Genomic DNA, 21062 nt, shown 5'->3' on the forward strand with positions numbered 1-21062 from the left:
ATTAATTGCAATTTATATTAAATGTGATTTTATTCGTAGAGGGTTCATTTTTTGAGTCCTCTATTTTAATTTTATAAATAGTAAATTTGTAGTATTATTTAATTCGTATTTTTTGAGGTGTCTAATTTTTAGGCGCCTTTTTATTATAAATAATATCATTTGGAGGAGATTACTTTGAAAGAAAACATTACAAAAAAATTAGTTAAAACAGCTTTAGTAGCAGCCATTTATACAGTTCTAACTGTAGTACTTGCTCCTATAAGCTATGGACCTATACAATTTAGATTATCAGAAGTTCTAGTTTTATTAGCTTTTATAGATCCTTTTTACATAGTTGGATTAACAGTAGGATGTTTATTATCTAATGTATTTGGAGGATATGGAATCGCAGATATGATCTTTGGAACAGCAGCTACTTTTTTTAGTGTATCTGCAATATCTCTTACAGCTAAATACATAAAATCTAAAAGATATAGCTTAATAATAGCATCATTATGGCCAACTATATTTAATGGGATTATAATAGGATGGATGCTTAGTGTTGTTGCTAATTTACCTATAGTTTTAACAATGCTTCAAGTAGGAATTGGTGAATTTGTAGTAGTTACAATTGTAGGTGTACCAGTGTATAAATTAATAGAAAATAAATATAAGAGCAGAATAGCTCTACAATAAAAAGATAAGCTTAGATACTTTATAGTTGTCTAAGCTTACTTTTTTATTTAAAATAGATATATATACTAATAGATAAATAGTTTAAGGAGAATTATATGAATTTAATTACATTAGAAAATGTAAGTAAGACTTACAGTGAAAAAATATTATTAAATAATATTACATTAAATATAAATGATGGTGATAAAATTGGTTTAATAGGTTTAAATGGAGCAGGGAAGTCTACTTTATTAAAGATATTAACTGGAAGAGATGAATTTTTTGATGGAAAGATAGTAAAAGGAAAAAATATAAGAATAGAGTATTTAGCTCAAGATACAAAGTTTGATGATAAAGCTACTATTTTAGAACAGATATTTAAAGGAGATACTCCTGAAATGAAGCTTTTAATGGAGTATGAAGAATTGTTAGAAAAGGTGAAAAATGATATATCATTAAATGATAAATTGATAGATCTTCAAAGTAAAATAGATACCATGAACTTATGGGATCTAGAAAGTGATGCTAAAACAATATTAACAAAGCTAGGAATAAATGACTTTAATAAGAAGATGTCAGAACTATCAGGTGGGCAAAGGAAAAGAGTTTTTCTTGCTTCATCATTAATAACTCCTTGTGAATTATTAGTTCTTGATGAGCCAACTAACCATTTAGATTCAGAATCAATAGAATGGCTAGAAGAATACTTAAACTCTAGAAAAGGTGCCTTAATCATGATTACTCATGATAGATACTTCTTAGATAGAGTAACGAATAAAATAGTAGAGTTAGATAGAGGAAATCTTTATTTATATGAAGGTAACTATAGTGATTTTCTAGAAAAAAAAGTTGAAAGATTACAAATTGAAGCTTCAATGGAAGAAAAAAGACAAAAACTTATAATAAAAGAATTAAAATGGGTAAAAAGAGGAGCTAAAGCTAGAACTACAAAACAAAAAGCCCGTCTTCAAAGATTTGATGAGTTAGTAAATACTGAATATGTAACAGTTAATACTGATATTGAGATGCCTTTTATAGGAAGAAGATTAGGTAAAAAGATTATAGAAATAAACAATCTATCTAAATCATTTGATGATAAAGTACTAATTGAAGATTTTAATTATATATTTTCTAAAAATGATAGAATAGGGATAATAGGAAAAAATGGAGCTGGAAAGACTACTTTAATAAATATGATTATGGGCTCATTAACACCAGATAAGGGGAATATAGAAGTAGGAGATACGGTAAGTATAGGAACTTTTTCACAGGATAATAGTCATATGGATTTAAATCAAAGGGCTATAGATTATATAAAAGAGGGCGGAGAAAATATTCCTACAGATGATGGTTATAATATTACAGCATCTCAATTAGCCGAAAGATTTCTTTTTGATGGAACTACGCAATATACTCCTATAGAAAAGTTGTCTGGAGGAGAGAGAAGAAGATTACATTTATTGAGAATTCTAATGGAATCTCCTAATGTACTTATATTAGATGAGCCAACAAATGACTTAGATATAGAAACTTTAAAACTTTTAGAAGATTTCTTAGATGAATTCCTTGGAGTTGTTATAATAGTATCACATGATAGGTATTTCTTAGATAGATTATGTAATAAAATTTTTTCTTATGAAGGTAATGGTTATATAAAGCAGTATGTAGGTAACTATAGTGATTATTTAATACATAAGGAATATGAAAAATCAGTAGAAAAACCACTATTGCAAGAAAAAGTAAAAAAATCCGATCAAAAGGAGTATAAGAATACATCTAATAAACCTAAATTCACATTTAAAGAACAAAAGGAATTTGAAGAAATATATTCTGTTATAGAAAACTTAGAAAATTCTATATCAAAAATCGAAGTGAAAATGAGCAAAAATTCATCTGATTATGGAGCTTTAAATGAGCTTATGAAAGAAAAAGAGAATGTAGAAGAAGAACTTTTATTTAAATATGAGAGGTTAGAATATCTGGAGGATATCGCTAATAAAATAGAAGAGTATAAGAATAGATAAATTAGTGAATTGCTTTAGGCATCTTCAAAAAATAAGTAAGTCAGAATGCTCGTCTATTTTGTGTTATACTGCGTCAACAGAACCCTTAGATAGTGCTACTATCTGCGGAACCTTTTTCCTTGTCTAACTCAAAATATACTTCCCATCTTTGACTTATTATTTATTTTCAGATGCCTTATTGACAACCTTTAAAATATTTGATAATCTTTTAAAGGTTGTCAATAACATTACATAGGAGGAAATCATGGAAGAAACAAAAGAAGTAAAAATTTTAGTTGCAGATCCTTCAGCATTAGGATTATTTGGACTAGCTGTTATAACACTAGTTGCTTCATCTCAAAAATTAGGAATTACACAAGGGGTATCTCTTGTATTACCATGGGCTATATTTTTAGGAGCTACCGCTCAATTATTTGCCTGTATAAACGATTTTAAACATAACAATACTTTTGGAGCTACTGCCTTTGGAGCTTATGCATTCTTTTGGTATGCCATGGGAATGACTTGGCTTATACAAAATGGTGTTTTCGGAGAAAAACTTTCAACAGCTGCTGATACAAAACAATTAGGTTTTGCATTTTTAGCTTATTTAATATTTACATTATTTATGACTATAGGGGCTATGGAGACTACCAAGGTATTGTTCTTTATTTTCGTTCTAATAGATTTACTTTTTATAGGTTTAATGCTAAATTCTTTTGGTATTATGCCACACTTTTCTCATAATTTAGCTGCCATTTCAGAACTTGGGATTTCAATTTTTTCATTCTATGGAAGTGGAGCAGCAGTGTTAAATAAACATTTTGGGAAAGTATTTTTACCAGTAGGTAAACCATTTAATATTTTCAAATAAAATATGGTATTATAAATATAGTATTGTTATATTAAAATGTAACTAATACTATATTTTTTATTTTAAATATTATTAATAGAGGGAGTATGAAAAGAATATGAAAGTATCAATATTTTTAAAAGGTAGAAAAGAGCCAATTACATATATGGGAGATAAAATAGATGTAATAGATTTAAATTTAAATGGTATAAATTATAAACAAGTTAGATATTTTAAAAATGGTACTTCAAAATCAGAATTAATTCTTAAGGAGTTAATTATAAAAATTATAGAATTATAAAAAGTGTAATAATTACTTTTTTTGTTCTAAAAGTTAAATGTTTACAATAAAATAATAATGAAAAGATACTAACAGCCCAATTAAAAATGTATCTTGAAAAGACACTTGCAGCCATATTTATATGTAATATTTATTTTTATAGCGTGTCTTGTATTGATTTAAGGAGGTAGTTATGTCTAGCATACTAAATAAAATAAGAGAAGAATTATATAAAGTCTCAGAAATTGGGATAGATGAATATGAAAATAATAAAAGCGTTATAGAAGAGTTTCTAGAAAATATCTCCTTGTTTAGATTTGCGAAAGAAGAAGATATTATAGAGAACTATCTAAAAGTATTTTATTATGACTCCGCATATAGCTTAAGACTTTTATTTTTTATTAGGGATAAAATAAATGGATTAGGAGAAAAGAGAATTTTTAGAATTTTAATTAAATACCTAGCAAATGAACATACTAAATATATAAGAGATAATCTAACTTTAATCCCTAAGTATGGACGTTGGGATGATTTATATTATTTATTTGACACTAATCTAGAAGAAGACGTTGTTAAATTATTTAAAGACCAAATAGAAATAGATATAAATTCAAAAATACCGTCAACCTTAGGTAAATGGTTAAAATCTGAAAACACATCATCTAAAGAGTCTATAATTTTAGGCAAGAAGACTAGAAAATTATTGGGATACTCTCAAAAGGAATATAGAAAACTCTTATCTAGTCTAAGAGGAAAAATTGGTATAGTAGAAAGAGATCTAAGTAGAAAAGATTACTTAAATATAAATTATAAAAACTTAACAAGGTTAAATATTATTAAATACAGAAAAGCTTTTATTAAAAGAGATAAAGAAAACTTCGAGAAATATATAAAAAGAAATATTAATAGTAATTTTCCATTTAAGAATCCAGAAAATATAGTCTCTGATATTATAAAAAACTTTAACAACTTGGAGATGAACAGTACAGAAGATATGTATATAAAAAATTGGCAATATATTATACAAGCATATAAAAGCTGTGAAGATAATATTGAAGATACATTAGTAATAAACGCCATAGAAACAGAAGTGTTGAAAAGAGATAGTAGATATTTTGAAATTTTAATTACAACAATACTCCTATATAATAAAATGAATTTAAACAGCTTTAAAAATTACTATATGTCCTTTAAAAACAATCCTAAATTCAATAAAGTAACAGGATTGAATATTGTTGAAGATATAAAAATAATTTTAGATTCCTGCATTAATTATAATATTGATCTATCTTCAGCATTAGACTTGTTGTTATTTACTATAGTTAAAAAGAATTTTAAAAATGAAGAAATTCCTAAGTCTATAATTTATATATATAGTAGTAGCGAAGATTTAGATTTAAATAGTTATGGAAGGTTTAATGAAAAATGGTTAAGTCTAGGATTAAATACTCCAAAAATAAAACTTTGGAATCTGAAAAGCGTATCCCAAAAATTTTCTATAAGAGATATTGGTAATAATAATGTAGTTATAAATGGTTATGATAAAAGAATGTGGAAGTATATATTAAAATCAAAGGAAACTACAGAATATAATATTAATATAGATAATTTTAATGATAATAATTATAAAGATGTAATAATTTAAACAATGCTAAATAAAAGCATTGTTTATTAAATTAGTTTACATAATGTTTAATATGTTTATTTTATTATTGAAATTAATAAATTAATAATTGATAACACCAAGTGGATAAAAATGTGAATATAATTATTCAATAATTATGTATAGCAAAATAAGCTAAAAATATTTAATAAATTCATTTTTGCTATAAATAAAGACAAATAAATTTATTAAGTTTATACTAGGTAAAATCATGTCGTTATTTTAAATTTATATAAAGAGATACAGAGGGTATATATAAATTTAAACATTAAGATAGCTTAATTAATAAAAATATTATAAAAACACCTTAAAAAACAGCTAATTTTATTTCGCTAAATATACATTTATTATATTTCGTACTATTGTAACTTTAAAAACGCTATGATATAATAAAATCAAGGCTTTACAACGATTTTGGAGGTGAAAAAATGTCTACAGGACGAACGAAAACATATAAGTATAAAGATTTTTTATATACTAACGACGTAAAAAATCTTTTAGTTGTAGAACTATCAAGTAAAGATAAGAAAAAACTTCATTCAGTTTATTCCAATTACTACGATTTAGGTGTCGAACGTGGATATGAATATATAATTGAAGATCTATTTAAACTTGCTGAAATACACAAATTATCAACTTCACAGCTAGCAGAAATTTATGATACTGGAGTTAGAAATGTTCAAATTTGGCTTAAAGAGCTTGGTATAAATCGAAGTATAAAAAAAGCTCAAAAGATATATAAGAAAAATTCCAAGATGAGTATGGAGTTGAATTCTGTCGATAAATTGAATTTGAACAATAATTCTATTATAAATAAGTATGGAATTCAACAAGTTGAAATTAGAAACTTACCAGAATCAGTTATAGATTTTTTGAATTATCTAGAAACTATTAAAGGGAAATCCCCTAATACTATAAAAGGATATGAGATAGATTTAACAATGTTCTTTAGGTTTTTAAAGATATATAAAGGACTTATTAAAGATGACTCTTTAGAATTCTCAGAAATAGATATTAGAGATATAGATAATTTCTTTATTAAAAATATAAAATTAACAGATATATATGCTTTTTTATCTTTTGCTGAAAAACAAAGAGAAAACGGAAATTATGCAAGAGCTAGAAAGGTCGCTACTTTAAAATCTTATTTTAAATTTCTTCATGGTAAAGCAAAAATAATAGATGATAATCCCACTTTAGAATTAGAGTCTCCTAAAATAAGTAAAAGGCATCCTATTTATTTGACTTTAGATGAAAGCTTAAATTTACTAAATTCATTGGATAAGGAAAATAAAAATTATTATAGGGATTATTGTATTTTAACATTGTTCTTAAATTGTGGTATGCGTTTATCAGAGCTTTGTAGCATTAAAATAGATAAAATTAAAGGTGATACTTTAACTATAATAGGCAAAGGTAATAAAGAACGAACTGTTTATTTAAATGAAGCTTGCTTAAAAGTTATTAATAATTATTTATCTGTAAGAGATAGTTCTAAATGCACAAATGAAGATAAAGAGTATCTACTACTCTCCTCCCGCTTTAAACCTATAAATAAAAGAACTGTTGAATTGTTAGTTAAGAAACATATAACTAATTTAGGATTAGTTGATAATAAATATACTCCTCATAAATTAAGGCATACAGCTGCTACATTAATGTACAAGCATGGAAATGTAGATATAAGAAGCTTACAAAGTATATTAGGACATGAAAATATATCTACCACTCAAATCTATACTCATGTAGATGAAGAAATCCTAAGAGATGCAGTAAAATCAAATCCTTTATCTAAAATATAAATGGTTAAGATATCTTTATATCTTAACCATTTATATTAAAGTTATTAAAACTTCCCTTTTAACTTTCTAACTCCCGGAAAAACTTCTTCTGTAAGCTCTTCTAATGAATCTTCTTCAAATAATTCTAAATCATCAATATATTCAATATGATCAAATGCATCTACATATTCTGAAGATTCATTTTCTAGTGAATACTCTTCTTTTAATTCATTTTCCTTAGATAATAATTCTTCTTCTTTTAATGCTTCTAGCATTTTTTTATATTCATTTTCTAGATATTCATTTTCTTCAACAGTTTTTGCTATATCCTCTATTTTTATAGCTCTTACATCTATACCTTCTTCTTCTAAGCAATCACCGCAATTATCACAGATTCTATTAGGATATATATCACAATAATCATCTTCTTTATATTTCTTAATATCCATCACTACACCACCTATGTTTATAAAATTAAAACAAATTATATTATATCAAATATATATTACATAATCAAACATCAATGGAAAGAACTCTAGTTTCCAGAACATAAGTTTGATATAAACTAAACTTTATGCTATAATGTTAATAATAGAGTGAGGTGTTAAAATGAACGAAATAAAAGATAAACAATTAGAAATTTATGAGTTCTTAAAAATATATACTGAGAATAAAGGTTACCCACCTTCAGTTAGAGAAATTTGTGACGCTGTTAATTTAAGATCTACATCAACTGTTCACGGCCATTTAAAAAGATTAGAAAAAAAGGGATTAATAAGAAGAGATCCAACCAAACCTAGAGCATTAGAAATTTTGGAAACTTCTAATGTAAAAAAAGAAATGCTAAACATTCCTTTAGTAGGGAGAGTTACTGCAGGAACTCCTATTCTAGCAACTGAAAATATAGAGGATACTTTTCCTATTCCAATGGATTATATAAAGCATAATGAAGAATTATTTATGTTAAGAGTAACAGGAAACAGCATGATTAATATAGGTATTCATGATGGAGATTATGCAATTATAGAAAAATCTCAAACTGCTAAAAACGGAGATGTAGTTGTAGCATTAATTGAAAATGATGCGACTATAAAAACCTTTTATAAAGAAAAAGATCATATAAGACTTCAACCTGAAAATGATAGCTTATCCCCAATTATTGTTGAAGACTGTTCTATTTTAGGTAAATTAGTTGGTTTATTTAGAGCATATTAAAAAATAAGAGTCATACAATATTGTATGACTCTTATTTTTTTATTACTATTTTAGGAGGTGTAATTTTGAAGTTTTCTCTTTTAAAAAAAGATAGTAAGACAAATGATTATTTTATAAATGAAGATAGCAAAGGGTATATTATTAAAAAAGACTTTTTTTCTATAGTATTACTTATGAAAGTTATCGTGGCTTCTATATACGCTTTTGGATTAGGCTATAGTTTATTTTACCTTGGTGATGATTTTATAAAAGTAGGTATTAAATTCTTAGTACTATTAGTTGTGTTATACTTTATATTAGAAATTCCTTATGCTTTCTTAAAAGCAATATTATTTCCAAATGCATTTAAAAAGAATGTTGTTAAATTAGAATTTAATCCTTTAAATATGAATATTTATGTTTTTTCTAATAAACCTATAAAAAAAGTTAGACTAATATTATCATTAATACTTCCTTTTATACTATTAGGTTTTATACCAACTATAGTTAGCTATATACTAGAGTTTAATATTTATATATATGCCATTGCTTCTTCCTGTGCAATTATATCTGTTCCAGATTTAATATTTTCAATATTAATTAGTATAGATGACTCTATTGGTGAAGAGTTAATTGTAACTCCATTTGAATATATTGATTCAAATATTAGTGTAACAGAAATATGTGTTGATTTAGATAAAGAAAATGATTCAGAGTATGAAGATGAATACTGTTATCAGATACTAGAAAATATAAACGATAGTGAAGCTAAAAAAACTTTAAAAGATAAAGATAAAAATATAGATATAGAATATATTAAAGAAATGATTTTTCATATAGATGAATAATAAAAAACACCACTAGCTATTTTATACAAAAGCTAATGGTGTTTTTTAGTTATATATTACTTTCTTACTATTATACTATATTATTTAAAGAGATTAAAATACCTATCTTAGCATGATCAAAAGTAAGTCCACCTTGAAGGTATGCAATATAAGGCTCTCTTATTGGAGCATCAGCAGATAATTCAATAGAAGATCCTTGTATAAAGGCTCCTGCTGCCATTATAACCTCATCATTATAACCAGGCATAGCCCAAGGTTCACATTCAACAAATGAATCTATTGGAGAACCTTTTTGTATTCCCTTACAGAATTTGATTAGATTTTCTTTATTTCCAAACTTAATAGCTTGAATAATATCACTTCTTTTTTCATTATATTTAGGAAGAACATCAAAACCTGCAAGCTCCATTATTCTTGAACAAAATACAGCGCCTTTAACAGCTTCCATGGCTATATGAGGAGCTAAGAATAAGCCTTGATAGAATTGTCTCATAACTCCAAATGTTGAGCCACACTCTCCTCCTATTCCTGGTGTAGTTAATCTAAAGCTAGCTTGTTCAACATAAGGCTTTTTACCAGCTATATATCCTCCGGTTGGTGCTATTCCCCCACCTATATTCTTTATAAGAGAGCCTGAAATTAAATCAGCTCCAACATCTGTAGGTTCTATAGTATCTATAAACTCTCCATAACAGTTGTCAACAAAAACTACTATATCTTCTCTTATGCTTTTTACAAAGTTAATAACTTCACCAAGCTCACTTACTAGAAATGAATTTCTCCATCCATAACCAGTACTTCTTTGAATATGTACAAGCTTTATTGAAGAATCAGTAGATAGCACTTCTTTTATTTTATCAAAATCAAATTTACCATCTTTTAAATCAACTTGTTTGTAGTTAACTCCATATTCTCTAAGAGAACCTATATTTTCTTTACCACTTATTCCTATTATGTTATGTAATGTATCATAAGGTGCTCCTGAAATACATACCATTGTATCTCCAGTTCTTAGGTTTCCCATTAAAGCACAGCCTATGGCATGTGTACCATTAACAAAGTGAGGTCTAACTAATGCACTTTCAGTATTAAATACTCTTGCATAAACTTTATCTAAGGAATCTCTTCCTATATCGTCATAGCCATAACCAGATGAATTTGTAAAGTGTGAATCACTAATCCTTTCATCTTGGAAAGCCTTTAACACCTTTAATTGATTGTATTCTCTTATTTCATCATAAGATCCAAAAACCTCTTCAACGTCTTTTAAAGCCTCTTTATACAATTCAAAAGTCTTTTGTTTAAAATTATAATTTTTCATCATTAATTCTTCTGTTTCTCTTAACATAATGTATCATTACATATTTATTAATAATATGTAAACTCTCCCTTCTAAGTAATTATGTATAAACTATATATATCAGATAAATTAAATATTATCATATTTTAATATATTTTCAAAGCAGAATAATAAAAAGTAGGCATTATTTGCCTACTCTTCTTCATTATTAAATAATATTGGTTTTAGAGGGGTAATAGTTGTTATAGCATGTTTATATACTAACATTTGTTTTCCATCTGAATCTAGTACAACCGTGAAACTATCAAAGCCTTTTACATACCCTTTCAATTGAAATCCATTAGTTAAATATATAATAACGGAAATTTTATTTTTTCTTGCTCCATTTAAAAATATATCTTGTAAGTTGTTAGGTTGCTTAGTCAATTAAATCACCTCCATATGATTTTTATATAATAAAATTATATATTTTATAGTAATAAATCATTAACTATTTTTTTAAATATATCATCTTCAGTAATAATATCCTTATCTAAGAATATTGACCTAGGATCTCTTCTAAACCAAGTTAATTGTCTCTTAGCATAATTTCTTGATCCTTGTTTAATCATTTCAACAGCCTCATTTAATGATATTTTATGTTCTAAATAATAAAATATCTCTTTATATCCTATTCCTTGCATTGACTGTACAGATGAATTATACCCCATTTCCTTTAATTTTATACACTCATCAAGTAGACCTCTTTCCATCATTATGTCTACTCTTAGGTTTATTCTATTATAAAGTTTTTCTCTATCCATATTAAGTACATAATAATTTACATCATAAGGTCCGTTATAAAACTCTTCGCCTGCATTAAAGGAACTAAAAGGTTTCTTAGTTAATTTATATACTTCTAAAGCTCTAATTACTCTTTTTTTGTTATTATAATGAATTTCTTTGTAACTTATAGGATCTATTTCTTTAAGCATATTATGGATATATTCATTTCCATAGCTTTCTGCAAGCTTTTCTAATTCATTTCTGTACTCTAAATCATTTTCTGCTTCTGTAAAATTCATATTACAAGTTAAAGCATTTATATATAACCCTGTACCACCAGCTAATATTGGAAGCTTTCCTCTAGATAAAATATCATCTATACACTTTTGTGCCATTTCTTTATAATCAGCAACGGAAAATGGTATACTAGGATCTACTACATCTATCATATGATGCTTAACATCACACATTTCTTCTTTAGTAATTTTAGCAGAGCCAATATCCATATACTTATATATTTGCATTGAATCAGTAGAAACTATTTCCCCATTTAATTCTTTTGCTAACTTTATAGATAGATCTGTTTTTCCAACTGCTGTTGGACCTGCTATAACTAAAACTCTGTCTTTCATTGTTACTCCTTTTATACAATTCTCCTAAATTTTTTATCCAATTCGTAGTTTGTAAACTTTATTATTACAGGTCTACCATGAGGACAATGGAATGGGTCATCTATATATCTTAAATCATTTATAAGTTTTTCCATCTCTACGTGATTTAAGTAATCATTAGCTTTAACAGCAGCTTTACATGCAAGTGTTGCAATTCTATTGTATTTTACTTCTGTTGTCTTTCCACTACCTAATGATTTTATATTATCTAAGATATTTATAAATAAATTTCTTGGATCTAGTTTACCTAAGAAGTATGGTACTTCTTTAATTGCTATTGTATTTCCACCAAAGCTTTCTACATTAAATCCTGCCATAGTAAATATATTAGAGTTTTCTTCATAATAACAAAAGTCATCATTAGTTAGATCTATTAAGGTTGGTACTAGAAGTTGTTGTACTACTATATCACCCTCTTCTATGCTCTTTAAGTACTTTTCAAAAAGAATCTTTTCATGAGCAGCATGCTGATCTATCATATATAAAACTTCATCATATTCTGCTAATATATATGTTTTATTAAACTGTCCTATTATCTTTAAATTAGGGAATTTTGCATTTCTAATTTCTGAATTATTTATGTTTTCCTTAATAATTGATACTTCTTCATTTATTTCATTATTTGCAAATTCTCTTTTATCTTCACGTACTACATTATTTGAATCATAGTCTATAGGATTATATTTATTGCTATTACTATTATCTTCATTATTTAAATTATTAGGCATCTTAATATCTAATTTACCAAGCTCTTTTAGATTTTTAAGATTATTATAAAGCTCTTCTTCTCTTCTTAAATCATCATAAGAAATTCCTTGTATATTACTGCTTAATTCATTTTCCTTACTCTTATTATTAATATCATCATATTGCGATAAAGGTAAGTTGCCTGAATAAGTATCATTTAAATTTATATTGAATGAAATTTCTTCTACTACTTCAGTAGGTACCTCATCCTTTTGCTCTTTTTCTTCTTCAGGAATATAAAAATCATTAAAGACTTCACTTCTAAAAGCTTTATGAACTGCATCAAATACCTTTTTAAATATTCCTCTATCCTCTTTAAATTTAATTTCAGCCTTAGTTGGATGTATATTAACATCTACAAACTCAGGATATACTTCAAGGAATAACACAAAGAAAGGAAATTTATTTACAGTAGCAAAAGATTTAAATGCATTTTCCATAGCAGCAACTATAGTTTTATTCTTTATATATCTACCATTTACAAATATGCTTTGATTATTTCTAGAACCTCTAGCTATTTCTTCTTTACCTATATATCCATATAAATGAATTGCATCTTCTGCACTTTCAAAGTATATTAAATTCTCACTTATAGACTTTCCATATACAGTTCTAATAACATCCTTAAGGTTACCTGTTCCATAGGTATGTAGTACTTTTTTACCGTTATTATAAAATTTTATTGATATATTAGGATTTGATAATGCAATCCTTGAAATTATATCACTTATTAATGCACCTTCCCTTGAAGTAGATTTTAAAAACTTTCTTCTAGCGGGTACATTATAAAATAAATCTCTAACTTCTATTATTGTTCCCTTATTAGTTCCTGTTTCATTTACAGAAAGTATTTCACCACCTTCTATTGAAATTTCAGAACCGAAATCATCTCCATCCATTTTACTCCTTAAAAGTACTTTTGATATAGATGCTACAGAGGCCAATGCTTCCCCTCTAAAGCCTAATGTCATAATAGAATATATATCCTCTACATTTTGAATCTTAGAGGTTGCATGAGGCATAAAAGCCTTTTTAATATCATCCTTATGTATTCCATTACCATCATCTATAATTCTTATTAAAGAAATACCACCTTCTTCTATTTCGACGGTGATATTTTTAGCATCTGCATCTATTGAGTTTTCTACTAATTCTTTAACAACTGAAGAAGGGCGTTCAACCACTTCTCCAGCTGCTATTTTATTAGAGGTATGTTCATCTAATAGATTTATTCTTTTCATATATTCACCTCAATTACTTTACCCTCTTAGCTTCAAGTGTTAACTTGTATAATGTATTCATTGCATCCATAGGAGTTAAAGCCATAACATCTATATCAGCAATTGAATTAATTAAATTATCTTTTTCTATCATAGTAAAATCTATTTGATAATCATTTATTTCATCATTAAAATTCTTTTTATTTTTAGATTCTTTCTTTATATTAGTATCTTCCAATACATTATTATTTATAGGCTCTAATTCTTTTTCTATAGAATTTTCTTTAATATTATTAGAAGAATTAACTTCTGAAATTTCTACTGCCTTTGTATTATTAATAGACTTATTATCTTCATCCTTATCAGTTGCAACTTCTTTAATTGAAGTAATATCTAATGAATTATTTTCTGAAGAGCTTTCTAGTGAAGATAATATTTCTTTAGCTCTATTGATAACTTCATTTGGTAATCCAGCAAGCTTTGCAACTTCTATTCCATAGGATTGGTCTGCGCCACCTTCTACTATCTTTCTTAAGAATATTATAGTATCATCAATTTCACTAACAGCAACAGAATAATTTTTAACACCTTCAATAACGCCTTCTAGCTTTGTTAATTCGTGATAATGAGTTGCAAAAAGAGTCTTGCATTTAAGATCATTATTTTTAGATATATATTCTATTACTGACCAAGCTATACTTAGCCCATCATAAGTTGAAGTTCCTCTTCCAACTTCATCTAGTAATACTAAGCTTTTAGATGTAGCATTTTTTAGTATGTTAGATACTTCCCACATTTCAACCATGAAGGTAGATTTTCCCCCTGCTAAGTCATCTGAAGCACCTATCCTTGTAAATATCTTATCACATATAGAAATGTTAGCAGCCTTAGCTGGAACAAAGGAACCTATTTGAGCCATAAGAGTTATTAATGCAACTTGCCTCATATATGTAGACTTACCTGCCATATTAGGACCAGTAATAAGTAGTAATCTATTATCATCTGAATTTAAGGTTGTGTCATTAGAAACAAATTCACCTTTCCCAATAACTTTTTCTACTACTGGGTGTCTACCTTCAGTTATTTCTATAATACCATCTTCATTTACATTAGGCTTAATATAATCATTTTCTACGGCTATTATAGATAAAGTAGATAAGGCATCTAAATTTCCAATAATTCTAGCACTTTTTTTAAGTCTTGCAATTTCCTTTTCTATAGATTCTCTTACAGATATAAATAAATCATATTCTAAAGATACTAATTTTTCTTCAGCTCCTAAGATTTTATCTTCCATTTCTTTTAATTCTTGAGTTATAAATCTTTCAGCGTTAGCTAAAGTTTGCTTTCTTATATATCTACCTTCAGGAATTGAGCTATAATTTGCTCTTGATATTTCTATATAATAACCAAATACTTTATTATAACCTACCTTTAGTGATCTTATTCCTGTAAAGTCTCTTTCCCTATTTTCTAATGCAGCTATCCATTCCTTACCATGAAGCTTAGCCGTTCTTAAACTATCTACTTCTTCATTATATCCATCTCTAATTATGTTACCTTCTTTTAAGGCAATAGATGGATCATCTAAAATAGATTTAGATAAAAGTTCCTTAATATCAGTTAACTCATCTAATTCTTTATACCATTCCTTTAAAATACATGAATTAGCTGAAGATAAATGTTTCTTTATTCCTGGTAGTTTTTCAAGAGAACATCTAAGAGAAACTAAATCTTTAGCATTGGCATTTTTATTAGAAATTTTACCTACAATTCTTTCTACATCATAAATCTCTTTAAGTAGAGCTCTTAAATCTTCATTAAAATATGCATTATTATAAAGCTCTTCTACACCTTCTAATCTTTTTTCTATTTCAGATTTTATTATAAGAGGCTCTTCAATCCACTTTCTTATGGCTCTTCCTCCCATAGAAGTAGAAGTTTTATCTAATACCCAAATTAAGCTACCTTTTTTAGATTTTTCCTTTAAGTTTTCAGTAAGCTCTAAATTTCTTCTTGAGTTACCATCTATAGTCATATAGTTAATTATGTCATAATACTCTAATAAATTTATATTAGTTAATGTCATCTTTTGAGTATCATAAATATATTTTAATAAAGCTTTAGAAACAGTTTTAGATAAATCATTTAAGTTAGCTACACATACTTCTGAAAACTGCTCTAGAAGTTCTTTTTCAGAACAAATACTTTTACTTAGATCTCTCTTAGTAATTAATGCAGAAGATATAGAGGTTATTTCTGATAATAATTCCTCACTTATGTTTATATCTACAATTATTTCTTTTGGAGCAATTTTAGTTATTTCATCTAATAAACTTGCTTTTATTGCTGTAAAACTAGTTACCTTAAATTCTCCAGTAGATATATCAGAAGAGGCTAACCCGTAATATCCAGCATCTTCAACTATGCACATTAAATAAGTATTTTTATACTCACTGTCTTCAGTGTTTTCTATATATGTACCAGGAGTTATAACCTTTATAACATCTCTTTTAACTATTCCTTTAGCAACTGAAACATCTTCAACTTGCTCACCAATAGCTACTTTATATCCCTTATTAACAAGTCTTGCTATATAAGATGAAGCTGCATGAAATGGTATTCCGCACATAGGTGCTCTCTCTTCAAGGCCACAGTCTCTTCCAGTTAAAACCAATTCTAGTTCTCTAGAAGCTATTTTAGCATCTTCAAAGAACATTTCATAAAAGTCACCTAATCTAAAAAATAAAATACAGTCTTTATAATTTTCTTTTATCTCAAAATATTGTCTCATCATTGGAGTTAACATATTTTTTTATACCTCACAAACATAAATTTAAGTACAAACCTGTAAATATAAGGTTTTATGACTATTATACTATAAAGTTACAACAATAAAAAGTCATAAGTTAAAAAGCAAAATAACCTTATTAATTCATTAAAATAGCTAATAATTCTTTAATACTAAACACATCATTTGTTTCAAATAACTCTTCTAATGTTTCAATATTTTCTTCTAAATGCTCTACATCCTTAGAATAAGTATGTGCTATATCAACCATATCTGTTTCTGTAAAATCTTTATTTTCTAAATACCTTACTACACATAATTCTTTAATCATTATATAACTTACTAATGCGATTTTAATTTTAGCTAAAGCATCATAGTCAAAAACAGCCTTCATAAAGTATCTAAATACAAAATAAACTAAGATTTGTTCAAAGTGATAGCTTTTACCCTTATAATATTCATTAAAGCTTTTATGAATATCTAAATAAATAGCTTTATCATCTTCATTTTGCCAAAAGTATCTTAATGCATCTTCTAAGCCTAAAATATCATTAGGTTTTATATGTTTTAAATCTCTAAAGACTTTAATAACTTCATTTATATTAAGATATTTTTCATTTCTCTTTTCTTTAAATTTTTCAAGTTTATTGATAGTTTCATTAATAAAGTCGTTATCTAAATATTTATCCTTAACAGTTTTAATTGATTGTATATCATTTAAATCTATCTTCTCTTGAATTTCATTTACAAAAATAAGTACTAAGGAGCCTCTAATTTTTAAATCTAAATTTCTATTTTGTAAAATATCAAAAACTATTTTTCTACACTGCATAAGATTAATATAAACCATTGGATTTATATCATTGTAGCTATTAACTTCTTCAGCATTTTCTGTTAATTCAAATTCAACTTTTTTAGTTGTTCTTAGTATTATTCTTGCAGCTTCAGGACAGGATAAAGATATTCCAATTTCACGTAAGTTACCAAATTCCTCTAGGTAACGTGGATATTGTCTACATGTATAGCAAAGACTATCTGCTCCTAGTTCATTATATATATCACAGAAATTATTTTCGTTTAAAAATGAACATCTATCTCCTTGTAAAGCAAAAATATTTTCTCCATCTTCATTAAGTATTTTACTTCTTAATTCATCTCCAAATTTACCTTCTACAGATAAATAACGCTTATGAGTTTCTTCATCTATAACTATTCCCCATCCAGCACAACAAGTATCTTCACATTCAGAAGCTATACATTTAAATTCATCAAAGTAACCTGGTTTTCGTATTTTCATTTTCAACCTCACATCATATGTATGTATTTATATTTTTATAACAAATTAATTTTAATACTCATTATTGATCTCTTCAAGCTTCTGTTTACTTTTTATTTAATTTATATAAAGAAAAAGGGAAATCCACCTAAATTCTTGGCGGATTCCTATTCTATATTATTAGCATTTATTTTGATTTGTGTTATCCTCTTTCAATAATTGTTGGGCAATTGTTAGTCCTATAAGATATGCTGGTGCAGAAGTGTTACCATCTGCAACAAATGGGATTATTGAATTATCAGCAACAACCAAATTATTAACACCAAAAACTTCTCCTTTGAAATTTACAACACCATCCGAAGCAGAACGTGCCATTCTAAGCGTACTCTCCTCATGGAACGTCAAACTTAGATTTTGTCTGATAAAGTTTTTAAGTTTTGTATCATAATTAATTACATCAAGTGTTGGTGAAAGAAGTTGATACCTAGGATCAATAGCTCTAAGATTAGCTGCAATGTTTTTAACATACACTTTAAAAGTATCTTTTAATAATTTCATGTCATCCTCATTTTCTAAGAATTCTTCATCTCCAAGTTCAATTTTAAGTGGATCATTTGCCTGTATCATTTCAAAGCCACGGCTCTTAGGTTGTATAGGAGATATTCCTACAATTAAAGTATTGTTGGAGAAAAATGGTTCTATCTGTACCGCTCTCAACTTTGGATTTGATCCTGGCGCTGGATTTGGTAAGAAAGCTCCTGCTATCAAATGAGCATTTGGATCATCAGGTGGTACTGGTTTATCATTCGGATTAGTAGAAAATATAGCAGCTATTATGGAGTGATTAGCAAGGTTTTTACCAACATTTTGATTATCGAATATAACAGAAATTCCTTTTGCTCTAAGTTCATTTGCTGGACCGATTCCTGATAGCATTAACAGCTTAGGACTTTTAATAGCACCTGCGCATACTATAACTTTCTTTCTTGCAAATGCGCTAAAGTAGAGACCCTCTCTTAGAAAATCAACGCCAATAGCAATATTATCACAAAAAATTATATTAAGAGCAGTAGATTTAGTCAGCAACATTAAATTTCTTCCATTTACTCCGCAGCCTTCTTTATCTACTATTTTTCTTGAAAGGAATGCAGTTGAAGAGCTTTCACGAGTGCCATCCGGTTCTTGAGTGTATTGATTACGCGTATACGGCCCTATTGGTGTATCCGGATTGTTGTAATCTAGTATTTCTTCAAAGCCTGTTGCTCTTTCAATAGCCAAAGCAAGTTTTTGAGCCATTCTAGTCGGATTAACAGGAGCTTGTCTAACATCTATAGGCCCTCTGAAGCCACGAGCCTCAGGATTATTTGTACGTCCATTGTATTTTTCTAATTCTTTGAATCTTTCAATTACCTCTTCTGGAGACCAAAGTGGACCAAGTAGCCCTTGTCATTTTTTTATTACTGCAGTTGTAGGTCTTACCCATAGTTGACGGTTAACTGAAGAAGCACCTCCTAATAACCTTCCTGTGGTCCAAGGGAATGTTCTATTATTGAGCTCGTCTTGAGGTACTCCTTGACCCTGCCAAAAGTATTGTGGGAAAAAGAGACTTTGTAGTACAGGTGCAAAGGTAGAGTTACGAATTGGTTCATCATTATCATTATTTTCTCCTGCTTCTAAAACCAATACTGAATTTTCTCTGTTATCTGTAAGGGTTTTTGCAATAGTAGCACCTGCTGTACCAGCCCCTACAATTATATAGTCATAAATTTGATTTTTCATTTGATTATCTCCTTTGTGCCTCTATTATTCTTTTGTTACTCACCTTACTATAATTCAAGGATAATATATTATATTATTTTTTTTATGTAACGTGTCATATGTTTATGAAAAACAAAATAACTAACATTAGTAAGGATTCCATGATTAGTTCACAAAAAAACTAACAACTTATTCTAAAGCAAGTTATAATAGTCATCATTAATAGTATAAATAAAAACTCTTATAAAAAAAGTAGCACCTAGGACAATTACTCCCAAATGCTACTTTGTTTTTATATTTGTTATTTTTACTAATAAATCATGTATAAAAATTGATCCTCTACTCATTAATATTCAAATTAGTACAACCCCTAAGAACTTTATGTCTAGTAATTGTAAAACATATAATCTAGTGCCTAGAACATTTAATTCATTAGATAATAAGGAATTAAGTGATATTACAGAATTAGACATCCAAAAAACTGTTGACTCTTTGCTGAAAAATAATCTAATTATTTTAATACACTTTCTTTACAAATTATTTGAGCAAAATTTTCATTATTATATTCATTAATCAATTTACAGATTCTATCTTTCTCCTTTATGTTTACATTGTATCCTATGGTTACCTCCATATTATATAAAGCTTCTTTGTTTATATCTACATCATAGTGATCAATAGGTACTTTTTCTAGCATACAGTAGTTACCATTATTTCTTTCTAAGTAACTACAAACTATTAATTTATATCTCCACTCTTCTTCAAGCTTATAAGATAAGTTTTTATATTTTCCTATATTTTGGAGAAATACTCCCTTACCTATATTATTCTTTTGAAAAATTTTAGGATATATTTTTTCTTGATCATTTGTATACTCAACTTTATATATTTTTCCATCTCCATGAACTATATATTTTATATCTTCTCTTTTATATTTCTTTGTAAATCCATTAATTAAATCTTTTTGAAATTTTAATCGTACTCCTTGTCCATATTCGCTGTTTGTATTCCAAAGCTCTACACTTTCTTCATTTTTTATTGTAAAACATGAAACAAAAATATTAGATCCATAATCAAATAAGTTGCTAGATAAATTTTCGCTTTTACAATCTACATATTTTAAAGAAGTAAATCTTATTTTTCTGCTTTTTAATATATTTTCTAACCCATGAACATCTGTATAGTGATATAAATCCATAACCTCTCCCCTTACTTATAATTATGAAATTTAGTTAATAAGCAGTCACTGCAATACTAC

At 27.1% G+C, this 21062-nt stretch carries 17 protein-coding genes and 1 pseudogene; 8 read left to right on the forward strand and 10 right to left on the reverse strand.

All coding sequences use genetic code 11. The features are described 5' to 3' along the window. Positions 1-174: 174 nt before the first annotated feature. The 6 genes from ACZJV1_RS09005 to ACZJV1_RS09030 all read left to right on the forward strand — a co-directional run bounded on the left by ACZJV1_RS09005 (position 175) and on the right by ACZJV1_RS09030 (position 7255). Positions 175-675 (forward strand): QueT transporter family protein, encoded by a 501-nt coding sequence (locus tag ACZJV1_RS09005; RefSeq protein WP_463652114.1) that lies wholly within the window; start codon positions 175-177, stop codon positions 673-675. Positions 676-770: 95 nt separating this feature from the next. Then, positions 771-2678 (forward strand): ABC-F family ATP-binding cassette domain-containing protein, encoded by a 1908-nt coding sequence (locus ACZJV1_RS09010; protein WP_463652115.1) that lies wholly within the window; start codon positions 771-773, stop codon positions 2676-2678. Positions 2679-2922: 244 nt separating this feature from the next. Further along, positions 2923-3531, forward strand: coding sequence for an acetate uptake transporter (locus ACZJV1_RS09015; protein WP_411167647.1), 609 nt, complete (start codon positions 2923-2925; stop codon positions 3529-3531). A 97-nt stretch (positions 3532-3628) separates the two neighbouring features. Then, entirely contained in the window at positions 3629-3811 is a 183-nt protein-coding gene (locus ACZJV1_RS09020; RefSeq protein ID WP_411167648.1) for a hypothetical protein, read from the forward strand. A gap of 172 nt (positions 3812-3983) precedes the next feature. Then, positions 3984-5435: a DUF2828 family protein gene (locus ACZJV1_RS09025; RefSeq protein ID WP_463652116.1), complete on the forward strand. Its 1452-nt coding sequence runs from the start codon at positions 3984-3986 to the stop codon at positions 5433-5435. 779 nt (positions 5436-6214) lie between these two features. After that, positions 6215-7255 (forward strand): tyrosine recombinase XerC, encoded by a 1041-nt coding sequence (locus ACZJV1_RS09030; RefSeq protein ID WP_463652154.1) that lies wholly within the window; start codon positions 6215-6217, stop codon positions 7253-7255. A 44-nt stretch (positions 7256-7299) separates the two neighbouring features. Here the strand turns inward: ACZJV1_RS09030 and ACZJV1_RS09035 are convergent, their stop codons facing one another. Further along, positions 7300-7683 carry a hypothetical protein gene (locus tag ACZJV1_RS09035; RefSeq protein WP_411167650.1) on the reverse strand — a complete coding sequence of 128 codons (384 nt, stop codon included), beginning with the start codon at positions 7681-7683 and terminating at the stop codon, positions 7300-7302. A 160-nt stretch (positions 7684-7843) separates the two neighbouring features. On the opposite strand from ACZJV1_RS09035, the gene lexA reads away from it, so the two are divergent. Then, positions 7844-8449 carry a transcriptional repressor LexA gene (gene lexA / locus ACZJV1_RS09040; RefSeq protein WP_460288649.1) on the forward strand — a complete coding sequence of 202 codons (606 nt, stop codon included), beginning with the start codon at positions 7844-7846 and terminating at the stop codon, positions 8447-8449. A gap of 65 nt (positions 8450-8514) precedes the next feature. Continuing rightward, complete coding sequence (locus tag ACZJV1_RS09045; RefSeq protein WP_463652117.1) at positions 8515-9276, forward strand: DUF3267 domain-containing protein; 762 nt, start codon at positions 8515-8517, stop codon at positions 9274-9276. Between the two features lie 70 nt (positions 9277-9346). On the opposite strand, the gene ACZJV1_RS09050 is transcribed toward ACZJV1_RS09045, so the two are convergent. From ACZJV1_RS09050 to ACZJV1_RS09090, 9 genes and pseudogenes are all read right to left on the reverse strand, one after another. Continuing rightward, a complete protein-coding gene (locus ACZJV1_RS09050) occupies positions 9347-10624 on the reverse strand; it encodes a methionine gamma-lyase family protein (RefSeq protein WP_460288647.1) in 1278 nt (425 codons plus the stop codon). A gap of 144 nt (positions 10625-10768) precedes the next feature. Further along, the gene (gene hfq / locus ACZJV1_RS09055; protein ID WP_411167654.1) at positions 10769-11002 is read right to left on the reverse strand and encodes an RNA chaperone Hfq; all 234 of its coding nucleotides are present in this window, start codon (positions 11000-11002) and stop codon (positions 10769-10771) included. Between the two features lie 44 nt (positions 11003-11046). Continuing rightward, on the reverse strand, positions 11047-11973 hold the full coding sequence (gene miaA, locus ACZJV1_RS09060) for a tRNA (adenosine(37)-N6)-dimethylallyltransferase MiaA (protein ID WP_460288646.1): 927 nt from the start codon (positions 11971-11973) through the stop codon (positions 11047-11049). Positions 11974-11984: 11 nt separating this feature from the next. Then, positions 11985-14000, reverse strand: coding sequence for a DNA mismatch repair endonuclease MutL (gene mutL, locus ACZJV1_RS09065; protein ID WP_463652118.1), 2016 nt, complete (start codon positions 13998-14000; stop codon positions 11985-11987). A gap of 13 nt (positions 14001-14013) precedes the next feature. Further along, complete coding sequence (gene mutS, locus ACZJV1_RS09070; RefSeq protein WP_463652119.1) at positions 14014-16788, reverse strand: DNA mismatch repair protein MutS; 2775 nt, start codon at positions 16786-16788, stop codon at positions 14014-14016. Positions 16789-16909: 121 nt separating this feature from the next. After that, positions 16910-18067: a flagellin lysine-N-methylase gene (gene fliB / locus ACZJV1_RS09075; RefSeq protein WP_460288643.1), complete on the reverse strand. Its 1158-nt coding sequence runs from the start codon at positions 18065-18067 to the stop codon at positions 16910-16912. Between the two features lie 159 nt (positions 18068-18226). Beyond that, positions 18227-18814, reverse strand: a complete 588-nt coding sequence (locus ACZJV1_RS09080; RefSeq protein WP_463652155.1) for a GMC family oxidoreductase — start codon at positions 18812-18814, stop codon at positions 18227-18229. A gap of 81 nt (positions 18815-18895) precedes the next feature. Then, positions 18896-19825 (reverse strand): annotated as a pseudogene (locus tag ACZJV1_RS09085) (GMC family oxidoreductase); the annotation flags it as partial. 490 nt (positions 19826-20315) lie between these two features. Then, complete coding sequence (locus ACZJV1_RS09090; protein WP_463652120.1) at positions 20316-21002, reverse strand: hypothetical protein; 687 nt, start codon at positions 21000-21002, stop codon at positions 20316-20318. Positions 21003-21062: the final 60 nt, after the last annotated feature.

It is taken from the genome of Clostridium sp. LS3 (genome assembly GCF_055330225.1).